The organism is Candidatus Rhodobacter oscarellae, assembly GCF_001078595.1.
In the GTDB taxonomy this organism is placed as follows: domain Bacteria; phylum Pseudomonadota; class Alphaproteobacteria; order Rhodobacterales; family Rhodobacteraceae; genus Rhodobacter_B; species Rhodobacter_B oscarellae.
The window spans coordinates 836,556-861,114 of the sequence record NZ_LFTY01000001.1 but is presented as its reverse complement, the minus strand read 5'-3'; the positions used below and the strand labels follow the sequence as shown (position 1 = coordinate 861,114).

Genomic DNA, 24,559 nt, shown 5'->3' with positions numbered 1-24,559 from the left:
CCCTTCCATGTGAACGGGGAAATCGTCGGCCTCCACAACCACCTGCACTATGGCCTCCGCGAAACCACCCGCACTATGGCTTGCGCTTGAACGCCCCGGTTGCCCTGGCCTATGCCCAGGGGTTAACCCAAGGGCAGCGCGTGAAGGTCGACTTCGCGCGCAAGATGCACGATGCAGGGGTCAGCATCGGTCCGCTCTATGACCCCAAAGGCGAAAGGATGCGCGCATGAGCCCCCTGATTATGGTCGCGCCGACCGGCGCGCGCCGCACCAAGGCCGACCACCCCGGCATCCCGTTGACCATCGCAGAGACGGTCGAGACGGCCATCGCCTGCCAAGCGGCGGGCGCGCAGGCGTTCCACCTGCATGTGCGCAACGCGGATGGCAGCCATTCTATCGACCCGGGCCTCTACCGAGAGGCGATCGCGGAGCTTGGCTCCGCCGCGCCTGACCTAAGAGTGCAGGTGACCACGGAATCCGGGGGCGTGTTTGGGGTTGAGGCGCAGCTGGCGACCCTGTCGCAGCTCCGCCCCGCCTGGTGCACCCTCGCGCTGCGCGAGGCCGCGCGGGATCGCGATATCGCCCGGCGCATGTACCGATTCGTCGCCGACCAGGGCGTTGAGCTGCAGCACATAATCTTCGACGCGGGCGATGCGGCGCTGCTGGCCGAGTGGCAGCGCGAGGGCGTCCTGGGCGGGGCCGAAAGCGTCATCCTCGTGCTGGGACGCTACACCGCCGACATGAATTCCAACCCTGACGACCTCGAGCCGCTCTTGGCCGCGCTGCCCCCCGTGGGCCGCTGGATGCTCTGCGCCTTCGGCCCGCAAGAGCATGCCTGCTTGACGAAAGCGGCGCGGCTGGGCGGGGATGTCCGCGTCGGGTTCGAGAACTCCTTTTTGCAACCAGACGGCGCGCCCTGGCCGGACATGGCTGCTTCGATCACCGCGCTGCGCAACGCGATTGGGTCCGCGATATGAGCCATATCTTTCCCCGCCACACCCGCGCCCTGCCGCCTCGAGCGGTGCGCGGCGAGGGCTGCTATCTCTATGACGAGACCGGCAAGGCGTATCTCGACGGGTCCGGCGGCGCGGCGGTGTCCTGCCTGGGGCATGGCGACCCGGATGTGATCGCGGCGGTGCAGAAACAAACGCAAGAGTTGGCCTTCGCCCATACGGGGTTCTTCACCTCCGAGCCCGCCGAGGCGCTCGCCGATCTGCTGATCCAGCACGCGCCGGGCGACCTGGACCGGGTTTACCTGGTCTCCGGCGGCTCCGAGGCGACCGAGGCCGCGATCAAGCTGGCGCGCCAGTTCCACGTAGAGAACGGCCAGCCCGAGCGCCGCCATCTGATCGCTCGCAAGCAGAGCTACCACGGCAACACGCTGGGTGCTCTGGCCGCAGGCGGGAACGAATGGCGTCGCGCGCAGTTCGACCCGCTTCTGATCGGGGTGAGTCACATAAGCCCTTGTTACGAATACATTCTGCGCGATGCGGGCGAGACCGCCGAGGCCTATGGGCTGCGGGCCGCCCAGGAGCTGGAGGACGAGATTCTGCGGCTGGGGCCCGAAACGGTGATGGCCTTTATGGCCGAGCCCGTGGTGGGGGCCACGATGGGGGCCGTGCCGGCCGTGGCGGGGTACTATCAGCGCATCCGCGGGATCTGCGACCGCTACGGCGTGCTTTTGATCCTGGACGAGGTGATGTGCGGCATGGGGCGCACGGGGCATCTCTTTGCCTGCGAGGCGGATGGGATCGAGCCGGATATCCTGTGCATCGCCAAGGGCTTGGGGGCGGGGTACCAGCCGATCGGGGCGATGCTGTGCTCGGCGCGGATCTATGTGGCCATCGAAGATGGCAGCGGGTTCTTCCAGCACGGGCATACCTATCTGGGGCACCCGGTGGCCGCGGCGGCTGCGCGCGCGGTGCTGGGCAAGCTGACGGGGCAAGGCCTGGTGGGTCGGGCCGCGGGGCAGGGGGAACGTCTGGCGGCAGCGCTCAAGGAACGCTTTGGGCAGCACCCGCATGTGGGCGACATTCGCGGGCGCGGGCTGTTTCAAGGGCTGGAGATCGTCGAGGAACGGGAGGCCAAGCGTCCCTTCGCCCCCGAAAAGCGCGTCGCGCCCCGGATCAAACAGGCGGCTTTTGAGGCCGGTCTGATCTGTTACCCGATGCAGGGCACGCGGGACGGGCGGCTGGGCGATCACGTCCTGATCGCGCCGCCCTTCATCATCTCGGACGCGCAGATCGGCGAGCTCATTGACAAGCTCTCGGTCGCGATCACCCGGGCAACGGCGGGTTAAGGCGTGTTTGGGGCGCGGCGGTGCGCCATGCGGATCCGGAAGCTGTCACAGCTTCCGTTCCGATTTCTTGCCAAGAAATCGGCGCCCCCCTGGACCGGTTGGACGACACAAAAAAGGCCGCGCTGGGATCACCCCGCGCGGCCCGGTCTGTGGTGCGTCGGCTATGTTTAGCCGCGGAACAGCTCGTCGATGTTGCCACGGCTCAGGCCGAGGTCATCCAGCTGGCGGTCCGACAGCTGCGACAGCGTGTTGCGGGTCACGCGGGCGTCATTCCATGACGCCACAGCAGCCATGAGGCCCGAGAAGATGTTTGCGAAGGCTGCGCCGATGCCAGTGTTGGCAACCACGGGGCGCGAGGTATCAAAAAGTGCCATAGCGATTGTCCTTATCTAGGAGGTTGGTAGGCCGGCGCGTTCCTGCGTCGTAATTCGCATGTAGAGCGCCTATATTCCCGGCACTAGAAGGAAAAACTGCATACCACATATGCAGATTGCGCATGACAGTAACAGAGCTGAAAGCCCAGTAAACAAAGGCTCAAATGCGACTCTCTTTCGGTCGCTTTCTCGACATTCGGGGCCGTTTTTGGCCGCAATCCGCCGCGTCCAACTGCAAGGTGGTTAACCGTTGGACTTGGCGGATGTTCGCGTTTCGTGCTATGCGCTGAAACAATGATAACGAGCAGGGCGGAATTATGCGGGTCATTGGCATCGATCCTGGGCTGAGAACCCTCGGCTGGGGCGTGGTGGACGTGGCGGGGTCGCGACTCACCCATGTCGAAAACGGGCTGTGCCGCTCGGAGGGCCAGGACCTGGCCGCGCGGCTTCTGTCGATATTCGAGCAGCTCTCGGCGGTGGTTGCGCGCCTGGTGCCGGACACCGCGGCGGTCGAGCAGACCTTCGTGAACAAGGACGGCGCCGGCACGCTGAAACTGGGCCAGGCGCGCGGGATCGCGATGCTGGTGCCGGCGCGGGCCGGGCTGAGCGTCGGCGAATACGCCCCCAACACGGTGAAGAAGACCGTGGTCGGCGTCGGTCACGCCGACAAGCGGCAGATCGACCACATGGTGCGGCTGCAGCTGCCGGGGGTGCAGATCGCCGGGCCGGATGCCGCGGACGCGCTGGCCATCGCCTTGTGCCACGCGCATCACGCCCGCGCCTCTGGCAAGCTGGAGGCCGCGCTGCGGAAGGCCGGATGATCGGGCGCATCGCCGGGCGCCTGGACTATCGCGGGCCGGACCATGTGCTGATCGACGTGGGCGGCGTGGGCTATGTCGTTTCGGTCTCCGAGCGCACGCTGGCGGCGCTGCCCGGCGCCGGAGAGGCGGTGGCCCTCTATACCGACCTGCTGGTGCGCGAGGATCTGCTGCAGCTCTTTGGGTTCCTGTCCCTGCAGGAGAAGGAATGGCACCGCCTGCTGATGAGTGTGCAGGGGATCGGGGCGAAGGCCTCGATGGCGATCCTGGGCACTTTGGGGCCGGAGGGCGTCAGCCGCGCGCTTACCATCGGCGATTGGGCCGCGATCAAGGCCGCGCCCGGTGTGGGCCCCAAGATCGCGCAGCGCGTGGTCAACGAGTTGAAGGACAAGGCGCATACGGTGATGGCGATGGGCGACCTGTCCGGCGGAGGCGCCGGGCCCGACCTTGTGGACGCGGCACCCTCAGCCCACCCGGCGCCACAACCGGCGGCATCCAGCCCCAGCGTCGGCGGCGCTCAATCGCAAGCGGAGGCTCTGTCGGCCCTGTCGAACCTCGGCTACGGGCCGTCTGAGGCCGCGCAGGCGGTCGCTGAGGCAGCGCAGTCGGAAGCCGACACTGCCGGGATGATCCGGGCGGCGCTCAAGCTGCTGGCGCCGAAGTGATGCGGGGCCCTAGCATCCGCCCAAGGCCGCAAGGAGCCGTTTGATGACGGAGCCCGACCCCACCCTGCGCGGCGATCGGCGCCCTGAGGACCTGGACCGCGCGCTGCGGCCGAAGCTGCTGGAGGGCTTCATCGGCCAGGCCGAGGCCCGCGCCAATCTCGCCGTCTTCATCGAGAGCGCCCGGCGCCGCGGCGAGGCCATGGACCACGCGCTGTTCCACGGCCCCCCGGGGCTGGGCAAGACGACGCTCAGCCAGATCATCGCCCGCGAGCTGGGCGTGAACTTCCGCATGACCTCGGGCCCGGTGCTGGCCAAGGCCGGCGACCTGGCCGCGATTCTCACCAACCTTGAGGCGCGCGACGTGCTGTTCATCGACGAGATCCACCGGCTGAACCCGGTCGTCGAGGAGGTGCTCTATCCCGCGATGGAGGATTTCGAGCTCGACCTGGTGATCGGCGAGGGCCCCGCCGCCCGCACCGTGCGCATCGAGCTGCAGCCCTTCACGCTCGTAGGCGCCACCACGCGGCTGGGCCTGCTGACCACGCCGCTGCGCGACCGCTTCGGCATCCCCGTGCGGCTGCAGTTCTACTCCGTGGACGAGCTGCACCAGGTCGTCGAGCGCGGCGCGCGGCTTCTGGGCGTGCCCGCCGAGCAGGGCGGCATCCGCGAGATCGCCAGGCGCGCGCGCGGCACGCCGCGCATCGCCGGTCGGCTCCTGCGGCGGGTTGTGGATTTCGCGCTGGTCGAGGGCGACGGGCGGCTGACCCAGGCGCTGGCCGACAGCGCGCTGACAAGGCTGGGCGTGGACGCCCTGGGGCTGGACGGCGCGGACCGGCGGTACCTGCAGATGATCGCCGAGAACTACGCCGGCGGCCCGGTGGGGATCGAGACCATGAGCGCGGCGCTCAGCGAGAGCCGCGACGGGCTAGAGGAGGTCATCGAGCCCTACCTCCTGCAGCAGGGCCTGATCCAGCGCACCCCGCGCGGGCGCATGCTGGGGCAGAAAGCCTGGGCGCACCTTGGGCTCGCCCCGCCGCAGCCGCCGGGCCAGGACGACCTCTTTGAGTGAGGCGCGCGCGCGGTTGGGCGGATAGGCCCGACCGCCCCGCCGAGATTTCGCCGAATTTCGCCGCGCCGCATCCGCAAATGGTGCCAGTCCTGCCATGGTCTCGCCCCAAAGCGGCGGCACATTTCCCCTGATCAGAAGACCTAAACAACCAAAGCCGCCAGGACAGTCCCGAGCAGTTGGGGCGCTGCTGGCGCCAGGAGAACCTGAGTATGCAGAAAGAGTTCCGTTGGATGAGTGCGATGAAGAAAGAGGCCGCAACCGCCAAGGTCGAGCTGCCCTGGGCGCGCGGCGCGCGGCGCGAGGCGTTCATCGCCAAGCGCAAGGCCGCGCAGGCCAGCGCTCATCAAAGTGCCCGCGCCTAGCGGGCTAAGAAAGGTCGGCCCTGGGGTGCCGAAAGTCTCGCTGCCACGTTGCGGGGCGCCGCGACAAAACAAGACGATACACCATGTCTGCTCTATCGACGGGGGCCGTTGCAGATGTGACCCAACAAGAGGATGGATCACATGACCTATGCCCAGCGTCCGGGTGGAACAGCAGTCGCCCGAACCGCGCCGCAGGCGCAGACCGGGCAATGGACGGTGCGCCGCGGCGGGCCCGCGCAGGCCGGCGCTGCGGCCCCGGCGCCGATGCGCCGCTATGAGGCGCTGGTGCTGCAGCCGAATGGCGACCTGTCCGAGGTGATCCAGCGCGCACCCTCCCATCCCGTGTTCGAATCCGCCTTCGCGGCCCTGGCCCGCGGCACCATCATGGCCACCGAGGAGGGCCCCATCGCGGTCGAGGACCTGGTGCCCGGCGTGAAGATCGAGACCCGCGACGCGGGCTTTCAGCCGCTGGTATGGGTCGGCACGACCACCCTGGCCCCGCAGATGCCGCTTGCGCATATGCCCGCGCGGCTCTTCCGCGTGCCGGTGGACAGCTTTGGCCCCGCGCGCCCCATGCCGGACCTGATGCTGGCGCCGCATGCGCGCCTGCTGCACCGCTCGGACAAGTACCGCCAGATCGTGAATGACGAGGCCGCGCTGGCCCCGGTGACGGCGTTCGAGGACGGCTATTCGGTGATCCGCGTGGCCCCGGTCTCGCCGGTCAGTGTATACCACCTGGCCTTCCGCGAGCATCACATCCTGCGCGCCAACGGCCTCGAGATCGAAAGCTTCCACCCCGGTCCCGAGCTGACCCGCCAATTGGGCGGTGAAAGCCTGCAGCAGTTTATGTCCTTCTTCCCGCATGTGTCCGTGCCCGCCGATTTCGGCCGCATGGTTGCGCCGCGCGTCACGGTCGAGGAATACGAGAACCTGGTGGCGGCTTAACCGCCACCGCCACCGCCGCGGCGGCCGATCTCGGCGTTCAGGGCAGCGCCCAGCAGCACCGCATAGGCCGAGATGAAAAACCACATCAGCAGGACGACCACGGCCCCGATGGAGCCGTAGATCTGGTTGTAGCTGCCGAAATTCGCGATGTAGGTGGTAAAGCCCCAGCCCGCCGCGGCCCACAGCGCCAGCGCCACCGCCGCGCCCGGGCTGACCCACCGGGGCCGCGCGGCGCGGTGGTTCGGCCCAAAGCGGTAGACCAACCACAGCCCGCCCAGCCCGACCGCGACAAGCAGCGCCCAGCGCGACACCACCAGGGCCGCCGCCGTGGCCGGTCCCAGCGGCAAGAGCGCCAGCACCAAGGGCACCCCGATCAGCGCCACCAGGGCGGTCAAGGTGAAGGCGATCAAGCCCAGCGTCAGCGCGATGGCGGCCAAGGAGTGCCAAAAGCCCGGCCTTGGGCGGGCGCCATGGATCACGTTCAGCCCGCGCACCAGCGCGCCCACGCCCGCCCGGGTCGCCCATAGGGCCGTGGCCAATGAGATCACCGTCGCCCAGCCCAGCGTTGTGGCTCCGGCGTCGATGAACAGCAGCGCCTGGCCCTGCACCAGCGTAAAGGCCTCCTCTGGCATGAAGGGGCGCAGCGCCTCGATCTGCCCGCCGACCAGCGCCGGATCGGACACGAAGCCCCAAAGCGCGACCACCGCTGCGATGGCGGGGAAGACCGCAAGCATGGCGTAAAAGGCCACCCCGGCGGCGACAAGATCGAGGTTCCTGGCGCTCAGGCGCCGGAACACGTCCCAGTATATGCGAGGCGATAAAAGGTCTTGCGAGGCCATGGCCCTTAGCTTGGCACGCGGGGGGGCGGTTTCAACTCTAATTCCGGTCTACCTGTGGATAACAGTGGCCTGCCGACCACAATCGCGCCGTGTTGAGCCGCCGTCATTGAGCTTTCATACTTTCCACCCTACATTACACCCATGCCTTGCGCCGGGGCGTTTGCGGCGCGCAACCTAGGAGGACCCTGTCCTGTCTCATAGTGCTGAAACGGCCCAAGGTGCGGCCGTGACGGATGCGAAGATTGCACTGCATCCCAAAGAGGGCTCCAGCCGCGATGCGCTGGCCCACATCCTGACTTCTCTCGAAGACGACAAGGCCGAAGACGTGGTCTCGATCAACCTGGCTGGTAAGTCAGAGATCGCGGACTTCATGGTGATCGCCTCTGGGCGCTCGTCGCGGCAGGTCGCGTCGATGGCAGAGAAGCTGACCGACAAGCTCAAGCAAGAGCTGGGCGTGCGCGCCAAAGTCGAAGGCAAGGCCGCCGGCGACTGGGTGCTGATCGACGCGGGCGATGTGATCGTCCATGTCTTCCGGCCCGAGGTGCGCGAGTTCTACCAGCTCGAGAAGATGTGGATGAGCCCGTCCGAGGCCGTGGCGGCCAAAGCCTGACCGGCTGACGCTATGCGCCTGACTGTGTGTGCTGTGGGCCGGCTGCGCGCCGGTCCCGAAAGAGATTTGATTGACGACTACGCGGCGCGGGCAGAACGCGCCGGGCGTGGCATGGGGCTGGGGCCCGTATCTTTCGCAGAGGTCGAGGATAAGAAGGGCGGCGGCAAGTCCGGCGAAGCCGCTCTGCTCGCGCGCGCCTTGCCCGCCGGCGCCCGGGTCATCGCGCTCGACGAGCGCGGCAAGCTTCTCAAAAGCCCGGATTTTGCGGCTCGATTGGCGGATTGGAGGGACGGCGGCGCGCAAGACGCCGCGATCCTCATCGGCGGCGCCGACGGGCTGGACCCATCCCTGCGCGCCCGCGCCGATCTGGTGCTGAGCCTGGGGCATATGGTCTGGCCGCATATGCTGGCGCGGGTAATGCTGGCCGAGCAGATCTACCGCGCCACGCAGATCCTGGCGGGCACGCCGTATCATCGGGAATAGGCCGCGCGCACCGACCGCGCGCCCTATTAACCATGGCAAAATCCGACATCCTGCCCGACAGAAGTCCGACGTTTTGCCGACAAAAGTCCGACACCGGATTTCCCCATGATTATTGGGCTTAACCACCGATTCGGCGCCGCTTCTGCGCCTAAGCCCGCGCGCCTGGATAAGGTCTCATTAACCCCGGCAATTTCGCGGTTCCGCGCCGCAACAACCTAGGATATGACCAAGGGAAAGAAAAAAAGGGGCGCGAGCATGACCGACACCAAACCTGTAGTCCTTTGCATTCTCGATGGCTGGGGGCACCGCGAGGAGGTCTCGGCGAACGCGCCGGCCTTGGCCGTGACACCAAATTTCGACCGCATATCAGAGACTTGCCCCAGCGCCTTGATCGCAACCCATGGCCCGGCGGCGGGGCTACCGTCTGGTCAGATGGGCAACTCCGAGGTCGGGCACACCAATATCGGCGCGGGGCGCGTGGTGGCGATGGACCTGGGCCAGATTGATTTGGCGATTGAGGACGGCTCCTTCTTTGAAAACAAGGCCATAGCCGAATTCGCCGCCACCGTGAAAGCGGCAGGGGGCACGGCCCATGTGATGGGCCTGGTCTCGGATGGCGGGGTGCATAGCCACTCCGATCACATGGTCGCGGCTCTGAAATCGCTGACGGATCAGGGCGTTCAAACGGTGGCGCATGTGATCACCGATGGGCGCGATGTGGCGCCGGTCTCGGCGCGCGGGTATCTCTCTGATTTTGCTGAAAAAGCACGCCGCTTCAACGTCGGAATTGCGTCTGTATCCGGCCGGTATTTCGCGATGGACCGCGATAACCGCTGGGAGCGGGTGGAGAAGGCCTATCGCGCCATGGTAAGGGCCGAAGGCGAGGCCGCAGAGAGCTGGGAAGCGACGCTGGACGCCGCCAAAGCCCGCGGCGAAACGGACGAGTTCGTGACCCCCACCGTGCTGCCAGGCTTTGACGGGATCAAGGACGGCGACGGCGTGTTCTTCATCAACTTCCGCTCTGACCGGGCGCGGCAAATCCTGGCCGCCATCGCGGATCCAGAGTTTGACGGCTTTGAGACAGGGCCTCGACCCGCCCTGGCGGGCGCTCTCGGCATGGTCAACTACTCGGACCGCCACAACACCTACATGATCACCGCCTATCCCAAGCAGGAGATCTCCAACACGCTGGGCGAATGGGTCTCTAAGCAGGGGCTGCGCCAGTTCCGGCTGGCCGAGACCGAGAAGTACCCGCATGTGACCTTCTTTCTCAACGGCGGGGTGGAGCCTCCCATGCCCGGCGAGGACCGGCACATGGCGCCCTCGCCCAAGGTGGCCACCTATGATTTGCAGCCCGAGATGAGCGCAGGCGAGGTCGGCGACAAGCTGGCCGAGGCGATCCGGGCGCGCTACGACCTGATCGTGGTGAACTTCGCCAACCCCGACATGGTCGGGCACACCGGCGATCTGGGCGCCGCGATCAAGGCCTGCGAGGCCGTCGACGAGGGGCTGGGCAAGGCGCTGGAGGCCCTGGAAGAGGTCGGCGGCGCGATGCTGGTCACCGCGGATCACGGCAATTGCGAGGTCATGGTCGACCCCGAGACCGGCGGGCCGCACACCGCGCATACGACAAACCTGGTGCCGGTGATTTTGATCGGGGGCACGGGGGAAGGCGGGACAAGTCCCGCCCTACAGGGCAGCGCTGGGGAAGGCGGGACAAGTCCCGCCCTACGGGATGGGCGCCTGGCCGATCTGGCCCCGACCCTTCTGCAGCTGATGGGGCTAGAGCAGCCACCCGAGATGACCGGGATCTCGCTGATCGCATGATCCGGGCGCTGGCCATAACCTGGCTACTTGCCGCCCCGGCGCTTGCGCAGGAGGCGCCGGATTTCATTGCCAAGCGCGCGGCCGGGCAGTTAGAGGCCGCGCAGAACGCCCTGCTGCTGGCCGACCGCGCAACCGACCGCGTGCAGGCGCTGACCAAGACGGTGAAGGCCTATGAGCACGGGCTGGTGGCGCTGCGCGAGGGGCTGCGCCGCGCGGCGATCCGTGAGACCGCCCTGCGGCGCAAATTCGAGGCCGAAAGAGAGAGGCTGGCGCAGCTTCTGGGCGTTCTTGCCTCCATCGAGACCTCGCCGGGGCCGCTCTTGCTACTGCATCCCAGCGGGCCGCTTGGCACCGCCAGGTCCGGCATGATCGTCAGCGATGTGACCCCCGCCCTGCAGGCCGAGGTCGCCACGCTGCGCGCCGAGCTGGAGGAGCTGGCGCTGATGCGCGCCCTGCAGCAAAGCGCCGCCCAGACGCTGCAGGACGGGCTTGCGGGCGCTCAGCAGGCGCGCGTGACGCTGAGCCAGGCGATGTCGAACCGCGTCGATCTGCCGACGCGCCATCTGGAGGACCCGCAGGCGCTGTCAAACCTGGTGAACTCGGTGGACACCCTGCGCGGCTTCGCCGCCGGGATTGCCGAGATGCGAATCGCAGGCGCCGAGGCGCCATTGCATATCGGCGAGGCGCGCGGCGCGCTGCCGCTGCCGGTCGCGGGAACGGTGCTGCGCCGGGCCGGCGAGGCGGACGCGGCCGGCATCGAGCGGCCCGGGCTGATCGTCGCCACAGAGCCGCGCGCCCTGGTCACCACGCCCTGGTCCGCAACCATTCGTTACCGCGGGCCGCTTTTAGACTACGGAAATGTGATGGTGCTAGAGCCCGGAGATGGCTATCTTTTGGTTCTAGCGGGCCTAGAGGAGGTCTATGGTGACACGGGCGACGTGCTTCCCGCGGGCAGCCCCGTCGGCCTAATGGGCGGAAATGTACCGGGTGCGGAGCTTTTTTTGACCCAGGCCGCCAATGGAGGTGGCGGTGCGAAGTCAGAAACGCTCTATATAGAGTTACGCCAAGGCGAAGAGCCGGTGGACCCCGGCATTTGGTTCGCCTTTGATGGATAAGAGGATGCGATGAGAAATTTTGTGATGGCGGCGGTGGCAGGCACCCTGGCGGGGGCCGTGGCCACGACCCAGATCGCCGGGCCCCTGCTGGCGCAGGAAAGCGCGCGGCAGTCGAACGTCTATGAGCAGCTGGACCTGTTCGGCGACATCTTCGAGCGCATCCGGGCGCAATATGTGGAAGACGTCGACGAGGCCGACCTGATCGAGGCCGCGATCAACGGCATGCTGACCTCGCTGGACCCGCATTCCTCGTACCTGTCGCCCAAGGACGCCAACGACATGCGCGTGCAGACGCGCGGCGAGTTCGGCGGGCTGGGGATCGAGGTCACGCAGGAGGAGGGCTTTGTCAAAGTCGTCTCTCCGATCGACGACACCCCCGCCGACGCCGCCGGGATCGAGGCGGGCGACTTCATCACCCATGTGGACGGCGAGAGTGTGCTGGGCCTGAACCTGGACCAGGCGGTCGAGATGATGCGCGGGCCCGTGGGCTCCGAGATCATCATCACCGTCGTGCGCGAGGGCGCCGACGAGCCGTTTGACGTCTCGATCATCCGCGACACCATCAAGCTGACCGCCGTGCGCACCCGCGCCGAGGGCGACACCGTGGTGATGCGCGTCTCGACCTTCAACGACCAGACCTATCCCAACCTGGCCGAGGGCCTGGCCGAGACGGTCGAGGAGCTGGGCGGCATGGACCAGGTGAACGGCTTTGTGCTGGACCTGCGCAACAACCCCGGCGGTCTGCTGACCCAGGCGATCAAGGTCTCGGACGCGTTCCTGGACGCCGGAGAGATCGTGTCGACCCGTGGGCGCGACCCGCAGGACGGCGAGCGCTATAACGCCACCGATGGGGACCTGACCCAGGGCAAGCCTCTGGTGGTGCTGATCAATGGCGGCTCGGCCTCGGCCTCCGAGATTGTCGCCGGCGCGCTGCAGGACCACCGCCGCGCGATCATCGTGGGCACCAAGTCATTCGGCAAGGGCTCGGTGCAGACGGTGATGCCGCTGCGCGGCGACGGCGCGATGCGCCTGACGACCTCGCGCTACTACACCCCGTCGGGGCGCTCGATCCAGGCGCTGGGCGTGGCGCCGGACATCTTCGTCGAGCAGCCGCCGCGCGATCTCGAGGCAGAGGCCGCCGCCGCCGAAGAGGAGGGCGCTGATCGCCCGCGCCGTTCCGAGGCCGACCTGCGCAACTCGCTGAACAATGACAGCCTGACCGAGGACGAGCAGCGCCAAATCGAAGAGGACCGCACCCGCGTCGAAGAGGCCGCGAAGCTGCGCGAGGATGACTATCAGCTGGCCTATGCCATCGACATCCTGCGCGGCCTGTCGGCCCTGGTGCCCGCGCAGTAGCGCCGCGGCCTGTGGCGGCGGGGGCCCCGGACCCAGAGGCCTGGGGCCTGCCGCCAGGGAGCGGCTTCGAGCCCCTCTCCAAGAGCGACCCTGGCGCCGTTCTGCGCGGCACCGGGAGAAACCGCGGATACGTCTTCCGCAAGACGCGGCGCAGCGAGGCGGCGCTGGCCTGGCTGGACCTGCTACACGCCCCGGTGGCCCGCGCGGGCCTTATCCTGCTGGTGCCCGCGCCCACCGTGGAGCGCGCGCGGTCCTGGCAGGGCTGGACGGCGGAGCCCTACCTTAGCAGCCGACCGCTGCACCCGCATAGGCTCTCTGGGCTGCGCGCCGCGCTGCGCCGAATGCATGACCTGGGCGCCGGGCTGCCGCAACGCCCGGGCTTTGCGGCCGCAAGGGCGGTGATGACACGCGGCGGCGGCGGAGACATCGACCTCTCGGCGATGCCGCGCGACGTGGCGCGGGCCTGCCGCATGGCATGGGAGCCGATCCCCGACCAGCCGCTGGGCCTGGTGCACGGCGCGCTGACGCCGCAATCCGCGGGCGTCGCCGCCTCGGGCAAGCTGGTGCTCTACGACTGGGACGCAGCGCGGATCGACCACCCGCTGTTTGACGCCGTCGCCGTGGGCGCCGCGGATGATCCTATGGCCAAGCGCGCCGCCCTGGCCTATGAGACCGCACGGATTTGGTCGACGGAGCCGGACCGGGCGCGGACGCTCGCGGCGCTGCTTCTGTCAGAGTGAGGACCCCAAGATGACGCCCGAAGAGATCGCCCGGCTTCCCTACCGCCCGAATGTGGGCGTGATGCTGCTGAACGCCGACGGGCGCGTGTTCACGGCGCAGCGCGCCGACCGCCCGGCAGGAACCGAGGCCTGGCAGATGCCGCAGGGCGGGATCGACAAGGGCGAGGAGCCGCGCGCCGCCGCCCTGCGCGAGCTGGAGGAGGAGACCGGCGTGCGCCCGGAGCTCGTAGAGATCCTGGCCGAGGGCGCCGACTGGATCCGCTATGACCTGCCGCCGGACCTTCTGGGCAAGCTCTGGAAGGGCAAGTGGCGCGGGCAAGAGCAGAAGTGGTTCCTGATGCGGTTCCTGGGGGCCGACAGCGACATCAACATCTTCACCGAGGAGCCCGAGTTCACCGAGTGGCGCTGGTCCGCGGTCGACGCGCTGGTCCCGGGGATCGTGCCGTTCAAGCGTGAGGTCTACGCGCAGGTGATCGCGGGCTTCCGGGAGCATCTGTAGCGTCTAAGCGGGGAGGTTTTGCGCCGCGCCTTGCTACGCCTTCGGCTTGCGCGCGCGTCGCCGGGGGGCCTCGCCCTGCGGGCTCGGCCCCGGGCGTTGCGGTTGTTTGCGCGCGTCGGCGGGCCTAGGTTGCTCGGATGAAGTTGAGCTTCTGGCAGAGAGTGTATTGGCTGTGGCAGCTTGGCTGGCTGCGCCCTGCAGTGCTGCTGGTCGTGGGATGCGCCTTGTTTGGGGCGCTCTTTGTTCTCATCGCGCCGCGGCCGCATGCGCATGAGCGCTTCGAGCTTGCGCGCGTGGTCTCTTCGATGGCGGCTCAATCTGAGGACGGGGCGCGGTTCCTTATGTCCTTGAGCTGAAGGATGGCCAGTTGTTCCAGATGAGCAGCTCTGAGGGTGCGATGATCGGGCAGATCGACGCGACCGCCTGCGTGGAAGTCCGGCGCGAGGTGGACGGCGACCGGCTCCGCGTGCTGCTGCGGCCGCGGCGAATTTGTGAGGCCGGCGCGGGCGGGTAGGTTGGTATCCCGTATTTATGGCCAAGAAGAATGAGGACCGGTTCGCCTTGGCGATGGGCCGTCCGGTGGACGGGCTGGTCCCGGGTATCGTCCCATTCAAGTGTAGTTCTACGTGCAGGTGATCGCGGGCTTCCAAGGGCATCTCCAACGCCGAATTGACGAGGTTTTGCGCCGCGCCTTGCTGCGCCTTCGGCTTGCGCGCGCGTCGCCGGGGGGCCTCGCCCTGCGGGCTCGGCCCCGTTGGGCGAATTGTCGCGCGAAGTTTGCGTTCTTATGTTTGGCACATGAAAGTGAGTTTTTGGCAAAGGTTTTATTGGCTCTGGCTTGAGGGCTGGCTGCTGCCATCGGTGCTCGTCGTCGCGAGCTGTGTGTTGCTAGCGGCGCCCATTCTGATGTTCGCACCCCGTCCACATGTACATGAGCGGTTCGAAGTTGCGCGGGTCGTCTCGTCGATGGCGGCGCAGTTGGAGGGGCGCGCCCATTTCCTCTATATGATTGAGCTGGGGGATGGCCAGCGCCACCAGGCCAGCACATCGAAGGGCAGCAGGATCGGGCAGATCGACGCGACCGCGTGCGTGGAGGTCCGGCGCGAGGTAGGCCGTGACCGTCTCCGCGTGCTGCTGCGGCCGCGGGAAAAATGTGAGGCCGGCGCGGGCGGGTAGGTTGGTATCCCGTATTTTTAGCCAAGAAGAATGAGGACCGGTTCGCTTTAGCGATGGTCCGTCCAGTGGACGGACCAAGGCCCGAATGCGCAGAGCGCCAGGCCGGCTCGCGACAATCTACGTCCAGGATCTCCGCGCGACGCAATATGGTCCACCCCGCCGACCGGCCTTCGCTACCGTCATGGCTCCCAGCGGGGCGGCAGGGCTTCTCCTCGGCGCGGTCATCGGCTCGGCAGCCTGTACCGCGCAGCCATTACAGAGCTTTTAGCTTAAGTTTTAGTGAACGCCCCTGCTTCTTCTTGGCCATAAATACGGGCTGCGCGACAGGGCAGCACGCGCCGCGGCAGAGATGACTCCACACGAGAACAAAACGTGAATATACTGCGCGGCGATGGGTTTCGCAGAGCTGAACATAACCTCCAACTTCACCTTCCTCACCGGCGGCAGCCACGCCGAGGAGTACATGGCGCTGGCCGCGGAGATGGGGCTGGGGGCGATCGCGATCGCCGACGAGAACTCGGTGGCCGGGATCGTGCGCGCCCATACCCAGATGCGAGAGATCGCCCGGCAGGCGCGGGTCTGGCGCGAGGAGAGCTTTGGCCCGCCCCGGCCCGAGCACATCGAGCGCCCGCCCTCCGCCCCGGTGGAGCATGTGCCGCGGCTGGTCCCGGCGGCCAGGATCGTGACCGCCGAAGGCGTCACGGCCACGTTGCTCCCAAAGAACCGCCAGGGCTGGGCGAACCTCTGTCGCCTGCTCAGCCATGGTAAGCTGCGGGCCGAGAAGGGGGCCTGCACGCTCACGGTCAGCGATCTGTTGCGGTGGGGCGCCGAGCAGGAGGTTTTGCTCCACCCGTTGCAACAAGAGGCCACGTCTCAGCCCGCCGCGCACGAGTGGGCTCAACAGGCGGGGCGGTTGACGCGGCGCTTCCCTGGGGCAGTGGCGCTGCTCATGAGCCCGCAATATGACGGCCAGGACGGGGCGCGGTTCGACGCCCAGGCGGCCCTCGCCCAGGGCCTCAAGGTCCCCACCGTCGCCAGCGCCAGCCCGGTGATGCATGTCGCCAAGCGCCGCCGCTTGACGGATGTGCTGACCGCGATCCGGCAGGGCTGCCGCGTCGACCAGCTGGGCCGCGCGGCCCAGGCGAATGCCGAGCAGCGCCTGCGGTCTGAACCCGAGATGCGCCGCCTTTTCCGAGGCCATGAGGGGGCCGTGGACCGCGCCGCAGAGATCGCGCAGAGATGCCAGTTCAACCTGGGCAGCCTGCGCTACGAGTACCCCAGCGAGATCGCCGATGGCGAGAGCCCGTCAGAGCGGCTGCGGCGGCTCTCCTATGAGGGGCTGCGCTGGCGCTACCCGAATGGCGCGCCGGAGAAGGTCAAGAAGATGCTCGAACATGAGCTGGCCCTCATCGCCAAGCTCGACTACGAGCCCTACTTTCTGACGGTGCGCGACGTGGTGGCCTTCGCCCGCGAGCGTGACATCCTCTGCCAGGGGCGCGGCTCGGCGGCGAACTCGGTGGTCTGCTACTGCCTGGGCGTGACCTCGGTGAGCCCCGAGATCGGCACGATGGTCTTCGAGCGCTTCGTCTCCGAGGCGCGCAACGAGCCCCCCGATATCGACGTGGATTTCGAGCATGAGCGGCGCGAGGAGGTGATCCAGCACATCTATGAGCGCTACGGTCGGCACCGCGCGGGGCTCTGCGCCACGGTGGTGCATTACCGCGGCAAGCGGGCGATCCGCGAGGTGGGCCGCGCCATGGGGCTGACCGATGACACCATATCGGCGCTCAGCAGCCAGCTCTGGGGGTTCTTCTCGGCCAAGGGGCTGGAGGCGCACCGGATGAAGGAGATCGGCCTCGATCCGACGGATCGGCGCCTGGCCCAGACCATGGCGCTGATCTACGAGATCATCGGCTTCCCCCGGCACCTCAGCCAGCATGTGGGCGGGTTCATCATGACCGAGGGGCGGCTGGACGAGCTCTGCCCCGTCGAGAACGCCAGCATGGAGGACCGCACGGTCATCCCATGGGACAAGGATGACATCGACAGCCTGGGGATCCTGAAGGTGGACGTCCTCAGCCTGGGCATGCTGACCTGCATCCGCAAGGCCTTCGCCTTGATCGGGCAGCACCACGGGGTGGATTACACGCTGGCGAGCCTGCCGCCGGAGGACCCGGCGGTCTATGACATGCTCTGCCGCGCCGACAGCCTGGGCGTGTTCCAGGTGGAGAGCCGGGCGCAGATGAACTTCCTGCCGCGGATGCGCCCGCGCTGCTTCTACGACCTGGTGATCGAGGTGGCGATCATCCGCCCCGGGCCGATCCAGGGCGACATGGTGCATCCCTATATCCGGCGCCGGAACGGCGAGGAGGAGGTGTCCTTCCCGTCCGACGCGCTGGGCGCGGTGCTGGGCAAGACCCTGGGCGTGCCGCTGTTCCAAGAGCAGGCGATGCAGATCGCCATCGTGGGCGCGGGGTTCTCCCCGGACGAGGCGGACCGGCTGCGGCGGTCCTTGGCGACGTTTAAGAAGCATGGGAACGTGAGCGATTTCCGCGACCGCTTCATGAAGGGCATGGCGCAGAACGGCTATGATTCTGACTTCGCCGCCCGCTGCTTTTCCCAGATCGAGGGGTTCGGCAGTTACGGCTTCCCCGAGAGCCACGCGGCGAGCTTTGCCTTGCTGGTCTACGCCTCGAGCTGGCTGAAGCACCACCACCCGGGGATCTTCGCCTGCGCGCTCTTGAACGCGCAGCCCATGGGGTTCTATGCGCCCGCGCAGATCGTGCGGGACGCGCGCGCGCACGGCGTCAAGGTGCTGCCCGTCTGCGTGAACGCCAGCTTCTGGGACAACGTGATGGAGCCCGATGGCGAGGGCGGGCTGGCGCTGCGCCTGGGCTTCCGGCAGATCCGCGCGATGGGCGAGGAAGAGGCGGACTGGCTGACCGCGGCGCGCGGCAATGGCTATCAAACGGTCGAGGACGTGTGGCGCCGGGCGGGGACCTCGCCCAAGCTCCTGCGAATCCTGGCCGAGGCGGATGCCTTTGCGGCGCTTGGGTTGGCACGGCGGGAGGCGCTCTGGGCGGCCAAGGCGCTGGTGCCCGGCGAGGAGCTGCCCTTGTTCAAGGGTGACCTGGACGGGGAGGGGATCGTGGAGCCCGCGGTGCTGCTGCCCAAGATGTCGGAGGGCGAGGAGGTGGTGGAGGATTATGTCTCGATGCGGCTGACCCTGCGCGCGCACCCGCTGGCTTTGCTGCGCGCGCGGCTGACGCCGGGCTTCTCGTCGGCGAAGGACATCACGCCCGCGCCGGATGCGCCCCAAAACCCGGAACGCGCGCTGCGCACGGGGCTCATCAAAGCGCAACCAAGCCGCCGCCATCCCCGCAACGCGCGGCATTTCTAGACGAGCCTTGATCCAAAGGAGTTCGCTGCGCTCACGCATTATGAGCCCTTGCGCGCCTCCGGCGCGACTGCGGGCGGTTGGCGCCCAGCCGCGCCCTAGAGGTTTATATCCGCAAAGATCATATGATGATCAGAGGCCTGATGCTCTTTGCTCGTAAGCTCAGGATAAGTCTCCCAGCGGTCAGAGCCAGTATGTGCGCCCTTGCGAAACAGTCCCGCATTGGTGACCAGGCCAAACAGCGATGGGGACAGCAAGATGTAGTCGATCTTGTTGCTGTCGCTGCCCGTCTTATAGGTGCCGATGCCACGCCCGCCGCGGGTTGCGTTGAACTCGAAATCCGTGAAGGCGGAATGCTCTGAGACGTCCCTTAGCGGGGTCCCCCCCAGGAGCGGCGCTAGGGGCGCGCTGTCTGGCGTGTCGTTGAGGTCGCCCAGCACCACGATATGCTCCCAGCCCTCCGCAATCCGCGCGTTCACGATGTCCCGCACCCCCTCGGCTTGAGTCAAGCGCCGCGCATCGCTCGTTGCCTGGTCGCCGAACTTCGACTTGAAATGGTTGGGCATCACCAGGATCCGCGCGCCCGACGGCGTGCTCACCACATATTCCGGGCAGTCCCGGCTGAACAGAAACACCCCGCGGTGGTCGAGGTCGTCCACGTGGCTGCGAATCTCTTGGATGGGATAATCCGAGCCCGTCCCAAGCCCGACATCGATGCCGCGCTGGTCGTTGCCGTCAATGACCATCACATGCCGGTAGACCTTGGCCAGGCCTAGCTCGCGCTTCATCATCTTTTGGAAGTCCAGCAGCACCGGGCGGCTCTCGGCCTCGATCACCGCCAGGATGTCGGCATTGGTCTCAGCGATCACCCTTGCAGTCAGCGTGGTCGCCGTCTCGTTCACCGCCGCGGTCTCCAGCTCGCACCAGCCGACCCAGTCGTTGCGCCCATCCGCCGCGATAGTGCGTGGCTTCGAGCGGTCCCTGGGGCGGTTGATCAGCTTGCCGCGAATTTTGCGGATCTGAGTGAAGCTTTTCTTAGTGCCTTGGTCGCGGTTCAGCATTCCCAGGCTGGTTATCAACGTGATCATGCGCGCCTTGTCGGCGGCAGAATAGACGGGCTTCTCAAAGAGCTCGTTGAGTTCCGAGAACTCCTCGAGCACTGCTTTGTGCTTGCCGCTGTCATCGTTAAAGACTGCGGCGCGGTCGAACAGATTTTCCACGTTGTAGGCTGCAATGCGCATAAAAATACTCCACTGAAATTGAATGCCCCAGTGTAACACAGCGGTTGCGCGAAAAGAACTCATTCCTGCTACGGGTTGCTCTGCCGCTCGGCTCGCCGCGCCAGCTTTGCCGCCAGGTTCGGCCCCACGCCGGGGCGCGACCATGGGCACACCGCGATGCAGATCGCGCAGCCCGCGGTTTGGTTGAAGAACGGCAGGCAGCGGTCAAAATCCACATACCACTTATCCACCCCGCGGACCGTCTGTTTGATCGGCGAGAGCGCCTCTGGCGGGCAGGCGTCCTCGCAGATCCGGCAGCTCTGACAGAACTCATCCGCACCGAACACATCCCGCGGCGTGGGCGCGAAGGGCGCGTCCGTTAGCACCGCAGACAAACGGAAGGACGCCCCCATCTCTCGGTCGATGATCGAGCCGTGTTTGCCCAGCTCGCCAAACCCGCTGGCCAGAGCGGGCGGGATCATCGCCAGGGCGCCCGTCATCGGGCCGGTCACCGGCTCGGCATCCCAGCCCTGTTCTCGCAGCCAGCTCGCAATCTTTTTGGCGACATCGGCGGCGCGGTTATACTGCCGCATCACCTCCACTCCGGCCACCGCGTCCGGAGCCCGCGCGATCTCGGAATAGTCATGCTGCACCCCAGCAATAATCACGCGCGACTGGGCGATCTCATGACCCTCAAAGACCCATTCAGGCTGCATCGCGGCCACACCCACCTTCTCGCAGAACCCTTGGTCCACGAAGCATGAAAGCGCATCGGTCCAGGCCTGTGGCGTTCGCGTGACGGGTTGAGGGGCCAGCGGCGGCAAGGGGCGGTCAAAGATCTCGTGGCGCCGCACCCGCGCCTTGGCAAACCCGTCCGAGCCGTGGTCCACGCCGTAAAACCATCGCTGTAGGCCGCCATGCGGGATGTCGTCCGGGTTCGGGGCCCAATAGACCATGCTGGCCTGCCTTGGTTCGGCCTCGCCCAGCCCGTTGATCGCGTTCCCGGATACGCCCGGCCAATGCGTCATCTGGTCGGGATCTGGCGTGAAGGGGCGATATGGATTCGGCTTCGACATGGGCGCAGCCTAACGCGCTGCGCCGTGGCCCCAAAGCCCTAGTTCCGGCGCAGCCGCTGCAGGACGCGCGCCGAAACATATCCGTCCGGCACCCAGCCGATGCTCTTCTGAAACTCCTGCACCGCAGCGATGGTGCGCGGCCCGATGATGCCGTCCACCCCCTGCGGGTCAAAGCCGCGCGCCACCAGCAGGCGCTGCATCTCTTGCTTCTCGGTAAAGGACAGCGCGCGTTCATCGCGCGGCCAGCCGGCCTTGATCGCCGCGCCGCCGCCGATCTCATCGGCGAGCTGACCCACGCCGATCACATAGGCGTCGGCGGTGTTGTAGGTCTCCAGCACCTGAAAGTTCGGAAATATGAGGAAGGCCGGGCCGCGGTGCCCCGCGGGCAACAGGATTGACGTCCGCGCAAAGCGGGGGATCCGCAGGCCGTTGGTGCTCTGGACGCCGCGGCTTAGCCAGTACTGCGTCGGCTGCTTCACCCGCTCGGTGGACATCGCGTAATCGAAATCCTTCGGCAGGGTGACCTCCATCCCCCAGGGCTGGCCTTTGGTCCAGCCGTTTGCCGCCAGATAGGCCGCCGCCGAGGCCAGCGCGTCCGCGGGGTCGTCGCCCCAGATGTCGCGTCGACCGTTCCGGTCGAAATCCTGCGCATGGGCAAGGTAGGATGCCGGCATGAATTGCGTGTGCCCCATCGCACCCGCCCAGCTGCCGGTCATGCGCCCGGGCGAGACGTCCCCGGCCTGAAGGATGCGTAGCGCCGACACCAGCTGTTTCTCGAAGAAGCCCGAGCGGCGTGTGTCGAAGGCCAAGGTTGCCAGCGCCTCGATGGCCGAGATGTTGCCGCGAAAGGTGCCATAGGCGCTCTCGAGCCCCCAGATCGCGGTCACGATCTCCTTGTCCACGCCGTAGCGCGCCTCGATCTTGGCCAGCACGCTTGCTTGGCGGTTCAGCGCCGCGCGGCCGTTCTTGACCCGGGCCGGAGACACCGCGGTTTCCAGGTATTCCCAGATCTGCTTGGTGAACTCCGACTGGTTGCGGTCCCGCGCGATGATGTCGGCGTTGAACCGCACCCCCGAGAAGGCCCGGTCGAACACCTCCCCGCGGATGCCCTGCGCCAAGGCACGCTTGCGGAACCCGATGACCCAATCGGCAAAGGAGGGCAGGCTGGCAGAGGCGGGTTCGACGTTCACGGTGCTCTCCGGCAGGGCGCCCGGTCGCGCCTCGGGCAGCAGCGAACGCTCGACGGCCAAGGATTGCGCGGCGGCGGTCGAGGCGCTGATGACCCAAAGCAATGTGATCGTGGTGAGCCGCATGAGCCTCGTGCCTGCTATCTTGGTTGCCACCATAGGGGCTGCATCTTGGGTCGGGAAGGGGCGCTGGGCCCGGCGGCAGAGCTTCGCCCAGACCAAGCGACGCGGCTAGCGCCTGCTGCGCGTGACCTTGCGCTTGGCCTTGTCCGAGCGGCGCTTGGACTTGGTGGGCTTGCGCCGCGCGCCGCCGCGCCCGCTGGGCTTGGGCCCGCGCGGCAGGGAATGCCCCTCGACTTCCAATAGCTCCAGCATGAGCCCCCCGGTCAGCGGGTCGGCCTCGGCAAGGCGCACCGTGACCACCATGCCCACGCCAAGCGTCAGGCCCGTGTCAGAGCCCATCAAGGTCTGCGACCCCGCGTCGTGCCGGAAGTATTCCCGCCCAACCGAGCGGATCGGCACCAGCCCGTCCGCGCCGCTGCCATCCAGTGCGACGAAGGCCCCAAAGCGCTGGATCCCGGTGATCCGCCCGGTGAACTCGCTGCCCACGCGCTCTGCGAGATACGCGGCCAAGTACCGGTCGGTCGTGTCGCGCTCGGCGGTCATCGAGCGGCGCTCGGTGTCCGAGATATGCTTGGCGGTCTTTTCCAAACCCTCCGCGTCCCCGGGCGTCAGCCCATCCGCGCCCCAGCCATGCGCCGTGATCAGCGCGCGATGCACCAGCAGGTCCGCGTAGCGGCGGATCGGCGAGGTGAAATGCGCGTAAGACCGCAGGGCCAGCCCGAAATGTCCGAAATTCTCGGGGTAATAATATGCCTGTTGCATCGACCGCAGCGTTGAGAGGTTGATCAGCTCGGCCTGCTCTGTCTCGGCGGCCTGGCTCAGCAGCTTGTTGAGGTGCTGCGTCTTGAGCACCTGACCCTTGCCAAGGGTCAGCCCGCTGGCCTGCGCCACCTCGCGCAAGGCCTCAAGCCGCTCTGGAGCCGGCTCCTCATGCACGCGGAACAAGAGCGGCTGGCGGCGTGCGATCAGTTCCTCGGCGGCGGCGACATTCGCCAGCACCATGAACTCCTCGATCAGCCGATGCGCGTCCAGCCGGTCCTTGAACGCGACCGAGGCGACCTCGCCCTGGTCGGTGAGGATGATCTGGCGCTCTGGCAGGTCCAGCTCCAACGGCTGGCGCGCCGCGCGGGCGCGTTTCAGCGCGGCATAGGCGGCATAGAGCGGCGCGATGACCTGGTCCATCAAGGGCGCGCATTGCGCGTTCGGCGCGCCGTCCTGCGCGGCCTGCACCTCGGTGTAGTTCAGGGACGCGGCAGAGCGCATCATGGCCCGCGTGAAGCGGTGCCGCAGCTTGTCGCCCTGGGCGTTCAGAACCATCTCGACGGCCAGGCAGGGCCGCTCGACCCCCTCATGCAACGAGCATAGATCGCCGGACAGCCGATCCGGCAGCATCGGCACAACCCGGTCCGGAAAGTAGGTGGAGTTGCCCCGGTTGCGCGCCTCGCGATCCAGCGCGGAGCCCGGCGTGACGTAAGCCGCGACATCAGCGATGGCGACCCACAGCACGTGCCCGCCCGGATTGGCCGGGTCGTCATCCGCGCGTGCGAAACAGGCGTCGTCATGGTCGCGCGCGTCAGAGGGGTCAATCGTGACCAGCGGCATGTCGCGCAGGTCCTCGCGCGGGCCAAGGGCCAGGGGCTGGGCCGCGTCGGCCGCCACCATGGCCTCGTCGGGGAAGTGGTCGGGGATGCCGTGCTGGTGGATCGCAATCAGCGAAACCGCCTTGGGCGCCGTCGGATCGCCCAGCCGATTAATCACGCGGGCGCTTGGCAGGCCAAGGCGGCCCTTTGGGCCACTCTGCTCGGCCTCGATCAGCTCGCCATCCTTGGCGCCGCGCGCGTCGGCGCTGGCAATGCGCCACTCGCGGTCGCTGCCCTTGTCGATGGGCACCAGGCGGCCGCCCTCTGAGCCCGCCCGGTAGACGCCCAGGATGCGCCGCGGGTTCGTGCCTATGCGGCGGATCAGGCGGGCCTCGTAGGCGTGGTCCTCGCCGTCGACTTCCGTCAGGCGCGCCAACACGCGGTCGCCCGCCCCCAATGCGGGGTCGCTGCTGCGCGGCAGAACCAGCACGCGCGGCTCGGCGGCGTCGCCGCGCCATTCCATCGGGCGGGCGAAGAGATCTCCGTTGCTGTCGGGTGCCGAGATCGTCAGCACAGAGACCGGCGGCAGCTTGTCCGGGTCCCGATAGGTCTTGCGGCGCTTCTCCAGATGGCCCTCGGCCTCTAGCTCTTTAGCATGCGTTTGAGGTCGATCCGGTCGGCGCCCTTGATCCCAAACGCCTTGGCGATGTCCCGCTTGGCGGTTTGGGTCGGGTTCTCGGTGATCCAGGCGAGGATGTCGGATTTGCTGGGGAGTTTGGCCATGGCCCCGCGTAGCATGG

Annotated in this window: 23 protein-coding genes and 1 pseudogene; 18 read left to right on the top strand and 6 right to left on the bottom strand. The window is 67.3% G+C overall.

Features of this window, described 5'->3' with window-relative positions:
• Nucleotides 1-226 precede the first annotated feature (226 nt).
• Nucleotides 227-976, top strand: a complete 750-nt coding sequence (locus AIOL_RS04155) for a BKACE family enzyme (protein ID WP_049641710.1) — start codon at nucleotides 227-229, stop codon at nucleotides 974-976.
• The gene (locus AIOL_RS04150; protein ID WP_049641709.1) at nucleotides 973-2,298 is read left to right on the top strand and encodes an aspartate aminotransferase family protein; all 1,326 of its coding nucleotides are present in this window, start codon (nucleotides 973-975) and stop codon (nucleotides 2,296-2,298) included. The genes AIOL_RS04155 and AIOL_RS04150 overlap by 4 nt, the downstream gene beginning before the upstream one ends.
• 167 nt (nucleotides 2,299-2,465) lie before the next feature.
• Here the strand turns inward: AIOL_RS04150 and AIOL_RS04145 are convergent, their stop codons facing one another.
• Complete coding sequence (locus tag AIOL_RS04145) at nucleotides 2,466-2,672, bottom strand: DUF1127 domain-containing protein (RefSeq protein WP_049641708.1); 207 nt, start codon at nucleotides 2,670-2,672, stop codon at nucleotides 2,466-2,468.
• Nucleotides 2,673-2,989: 317 nt separating this feature from the next.
• On the opposite strand from AIOL_RS04145, the gene ruvC reads away from it, so the two are divergent.
• The 5 genes from ruvC (at nucleotide 2,990) to AIOL_RS04120 (ending at nucleotide 6,531) form a co-directional block, all read left to right on the top strand.
• Nucleotides 2,990-3,493 carry a crossover junction endodeoxyribonuclease RuvC gene (gene ruvC, locus AIOL_RS04140; RefSeq protein ID WP_200898724.1) on the top strand — a complete coding sequence of 168 codons (504 nt, stop codon included), beginning with the start codon at nucleotides 2,990-2,992 and terminating at the stop codon, nucleotides 3,491-3,493.
• On the top strand, nucleotides 3,490-4,155 hold the full coding sequence (gene ruvA / locus AIOL_RS04135) for a Holliday junction branch migration protein RuvA (protein WP_049641706.1): 666 nt from the start codon (nucleotides 3,490-3,492) through the stop codon (nucleotides 4,153-4,155). The genes ruvC and ruvA overlap by 4 nt, the downstream gene beginning before the upstream one ends.
• A gap of 43 nt (nucleotides 4,156-4,198) precedes the next feature.
• Nucleotides 4,199-5,224 (top strand): Holliday junction branch migration DNA helicase RuvB, encoded by a 1,026-nt coding sequence (gene ruvB, locus AIOL_RS04130; RefSeq protein ID WP_049641705.1) that lies wholly within the window; start codon nucleotides 4,199-4,201, stop codon nucleotides 5,222-5,224.
• A gap of 209 nt (nucleotides 5,225-5,433) precedes the next feature.
• Nucleotides 5,434-5,586, top strand: coding sequence for a hypothetical protein (locus tag AIOL_RS25390; protein ID WP_160314402.1), 153 nt, complete (start codon nucleotides 5,434-5,436; stop codon nucleotides 5,584-5,586).
• Between the two features lie 141 nt (nucleotides 5,587-5,727).
• A complete protein-coding gene (locus AIOL_RS04120; protein WP_160314401.1) occupies nucleotides 5,728-6,531 on the top strand; it encodes a Hint domain-containing protein in 804 nt (267 codons plus the stop codon).
• Here the strand turns inward: AIOL_RS04120 and AIOL_RS04115 are convergent.
• Nucleotides 6,528-7,370 carry a YihY/virulence factor BrkB family protein gene (locus AIOL_RS04115; protein WP_082152400.1) on the bottom strand — a complete coding sequence of 281 codons (843 nt, stop codon included), beginning with the start codon at nucleotides 7,368-7,370 and terminating at the stop codon, nucleotides 6,528-6,530. The genes AIOL_RS04120 and AIOL_RS04115 overlap by 4 nt on opposite strands.
• 226 nt (nucleotides 7,371-7,596) lie before the next feature.
• Between AIOL_RS04115 and rsfS the strand changes: the two genes are divergently transcribed.
• The 11 genes from rsfS to AIOL_RS04065 all read left to right on the top strand — a co-directional run bounded on the left by rsfS (nucleotide 7,597) and on the right by AIOL_RS04065 (nucleotide 18,576).
• Complete coding sequence (rsfS, locus tag AIOL_RS04110; protein ID WP_394298919.1) at nucleotides 7,597-7,980, top strand: ribosome silencing factor; 384 nt, start codon at nucleotides 7,597-7,599, stop codon at nucleotides 7,978-7,980.
• A 12-nt stretch (nucleotides 7,981-7,992) separates the two neighbouring features.
• Nucleotides 7,993-8,463: a 23S rRNA (pseudouridine(1915)-N(3))-methyltransferase RlmH gene (gene rlmH / locus AIOL_RS04105; RefSeq protein WP_049641701.1), complete on the top strand. Its 471-nt coding sequence runs from the start codon at nucleotides 7,993-7,995 to the stop codon at nucleotides 8,461-8,463.
• A 255-nt stretch (nucleotides 8,464-8,718) separates the two neighbouring features.
• Entirely contained in the window at nucleotides 8,719-10,290 is a 1,572-nt protein-coding gene (gene gpmI, locus AIOL_RS04100; protein ID WP_049641700.1) for a 2,3-bisphosphoglycerate-independent phosphoglycerate mutase, read from the top strand.
• Entirely contained in the window at nucleotides 10,287-11,405 is a 1,119-nt protein-coding gene (locus tag AIOL_RS04095) for a murein hydrolase activator EnvC family protein (RefSeq protein ID WP_049641699.1), read from the top strand. The genes gpmI and AIOL_RS04095 overlap by 4 nt, the downstream gene beginning before the upstream one ends.
• Nucleotides 11,406-11,414: 9 nt before the next feature.
• Nucleotides 11,415-12,761: a S41 family peptidase gene (locus tag AIOL_RS04090; RefSeq protein ID WP_049641698.1), complete on the top strand. Its 1,347-nt coding sequence runs from the start codon at nucleotides 11,415-11,417 to the stop codon at nucleotides 12,759-12,761.
• A gap of 11 nt (nucleotides 12,762-12,772) precedes the next feature.
• Nucleotides 12,773-13,501 carry a hypothetical protein gene (locus AIOL_RS04085; protein WP_049641697.1) on the top strand — a complete coding sequence of 243 codons (729 nt, stop codon included), beginning with the start codon at nucleotides 12,773-12,775 and terminating at the stop codon, nucleotides 13,499-13,501.
• Between the two features lie 10 nt (nucleotides 13,502-13,511).
• Complete coding sequence (locus AIOL_RS04080) at nucleotides 13,512-14,000, top strand: RNA pyrophosphohydrolase (RefSeq protein WP_049641696.1); 489 nt, start codon at nucleotides 13,512-13,514, stop codon at nucleotides 13,998-14,000.
• 137 nt (nucleotides 14,001-14,137) lie between these two features.
• Nucleotides 14,138-14,356: a hypothetical protein gene (locus AIOL_RS04075; RefSeq protein WP_049641695.1), complete on the top strand. Its 219-nt coding sequence runs from the start codon at nucleotides 14,138-14,140 to the stop codon at nucleotides 14,354-14,356.
• Nucleotides 14,357-14,376: 20 nt separating this feature from the next.
• Entirely contained in the window at nucleotides 14,377-14,514 is a 138-nt protein-coding gene (locus tag AIOL_RS25385; RefSeq protein WP_160314400.1) for a hypothetical protein, read from the top strand.
• A 284-nt stretch (nucleotides 14,515-14,798) separates the two neighbouring features.
• Entirely contained in the window at nucleotides 14,799-15,176 is a 378-nt protein-coding gene (locus tag AIOL_RS04070; protein ID WP_049641694.1) for a hypothetical protein, read from the top strand.
• A gap of 391 nt (nucleotides 15,177-15,567) precedes the next feature.
• Nucleotides 15,568-18,576, top strand: a complete 3,009-nt coding sequence (locus tag AIOL_RS04065; protein ID WP_082152399.1) for an error-prone DNA polymerase — start codon at nucleotides 15,568-15,570, stop codon at nucleotides 18,574-18,576.
• Between the two features lie 95 nt (nucleotides 18,577-18,671).
• Here the strand turns inward: AIOL_RS04065 and AIOL_RS04060 are convergent, their stop codons facing one another.
• The 4 genes and pseudogenes from AIOL_RS04060 to rnr all read right to left on the bottom strand — a co-directional run bounded on the left by AIOL_RS04060 (nucleotide 18,672) and on the right by rnr (nucleotide 24,542).
• Nucleotides 18,672-19,814: an endonuclease/exonuclease/phosphatase family protein gene (locus AIOL_RS04060; RefSeq protein ID WP_049641693.1), complete on the bottom strand. Its 1,143-nt coding sequence runs from the start codon at nucleotides 19,812-19,814 to the stop codon at nucleotides 18,672-18,674.
• 68 nt (nucleotides 19,815-19,882) lie between these two features.
• On the bottom strand, nucleotides 19,883-20,869 hold the full coding sequence (locus AIOL_RS04055) for a 4Fe-4S dicluster domain-containing protein (RefSeq protein WP_049641692.1): 987 nt from the start codon (nucleotides 20,867-20,869) through the stop codon (nucleotides 19,883-19,885).
• A 38-nt stretch (nucleotides 20,870-20,907) separates the two neighbouring features.
• A complete protein-coding gene (locus tag AIOL_RS04050; RefSeq protein WP_049641691.1) occupies nucleotides 20,908-22,182 on the bottom strand; it encodes a lytic murein transglycosylase in 1,275 nt (424 codons plus the stop codon).
• 105 nt (nucleotides 22,183-22,287) lie between these two features.
• Nucleotides 22,288-24,542, bottom strand: a pseudogene (rnr, locus tag AIOL_RS04045) (ribonuclease R).
• Nucleotides 24,543-24,559 lie beyond the last annotated feature (17 nt).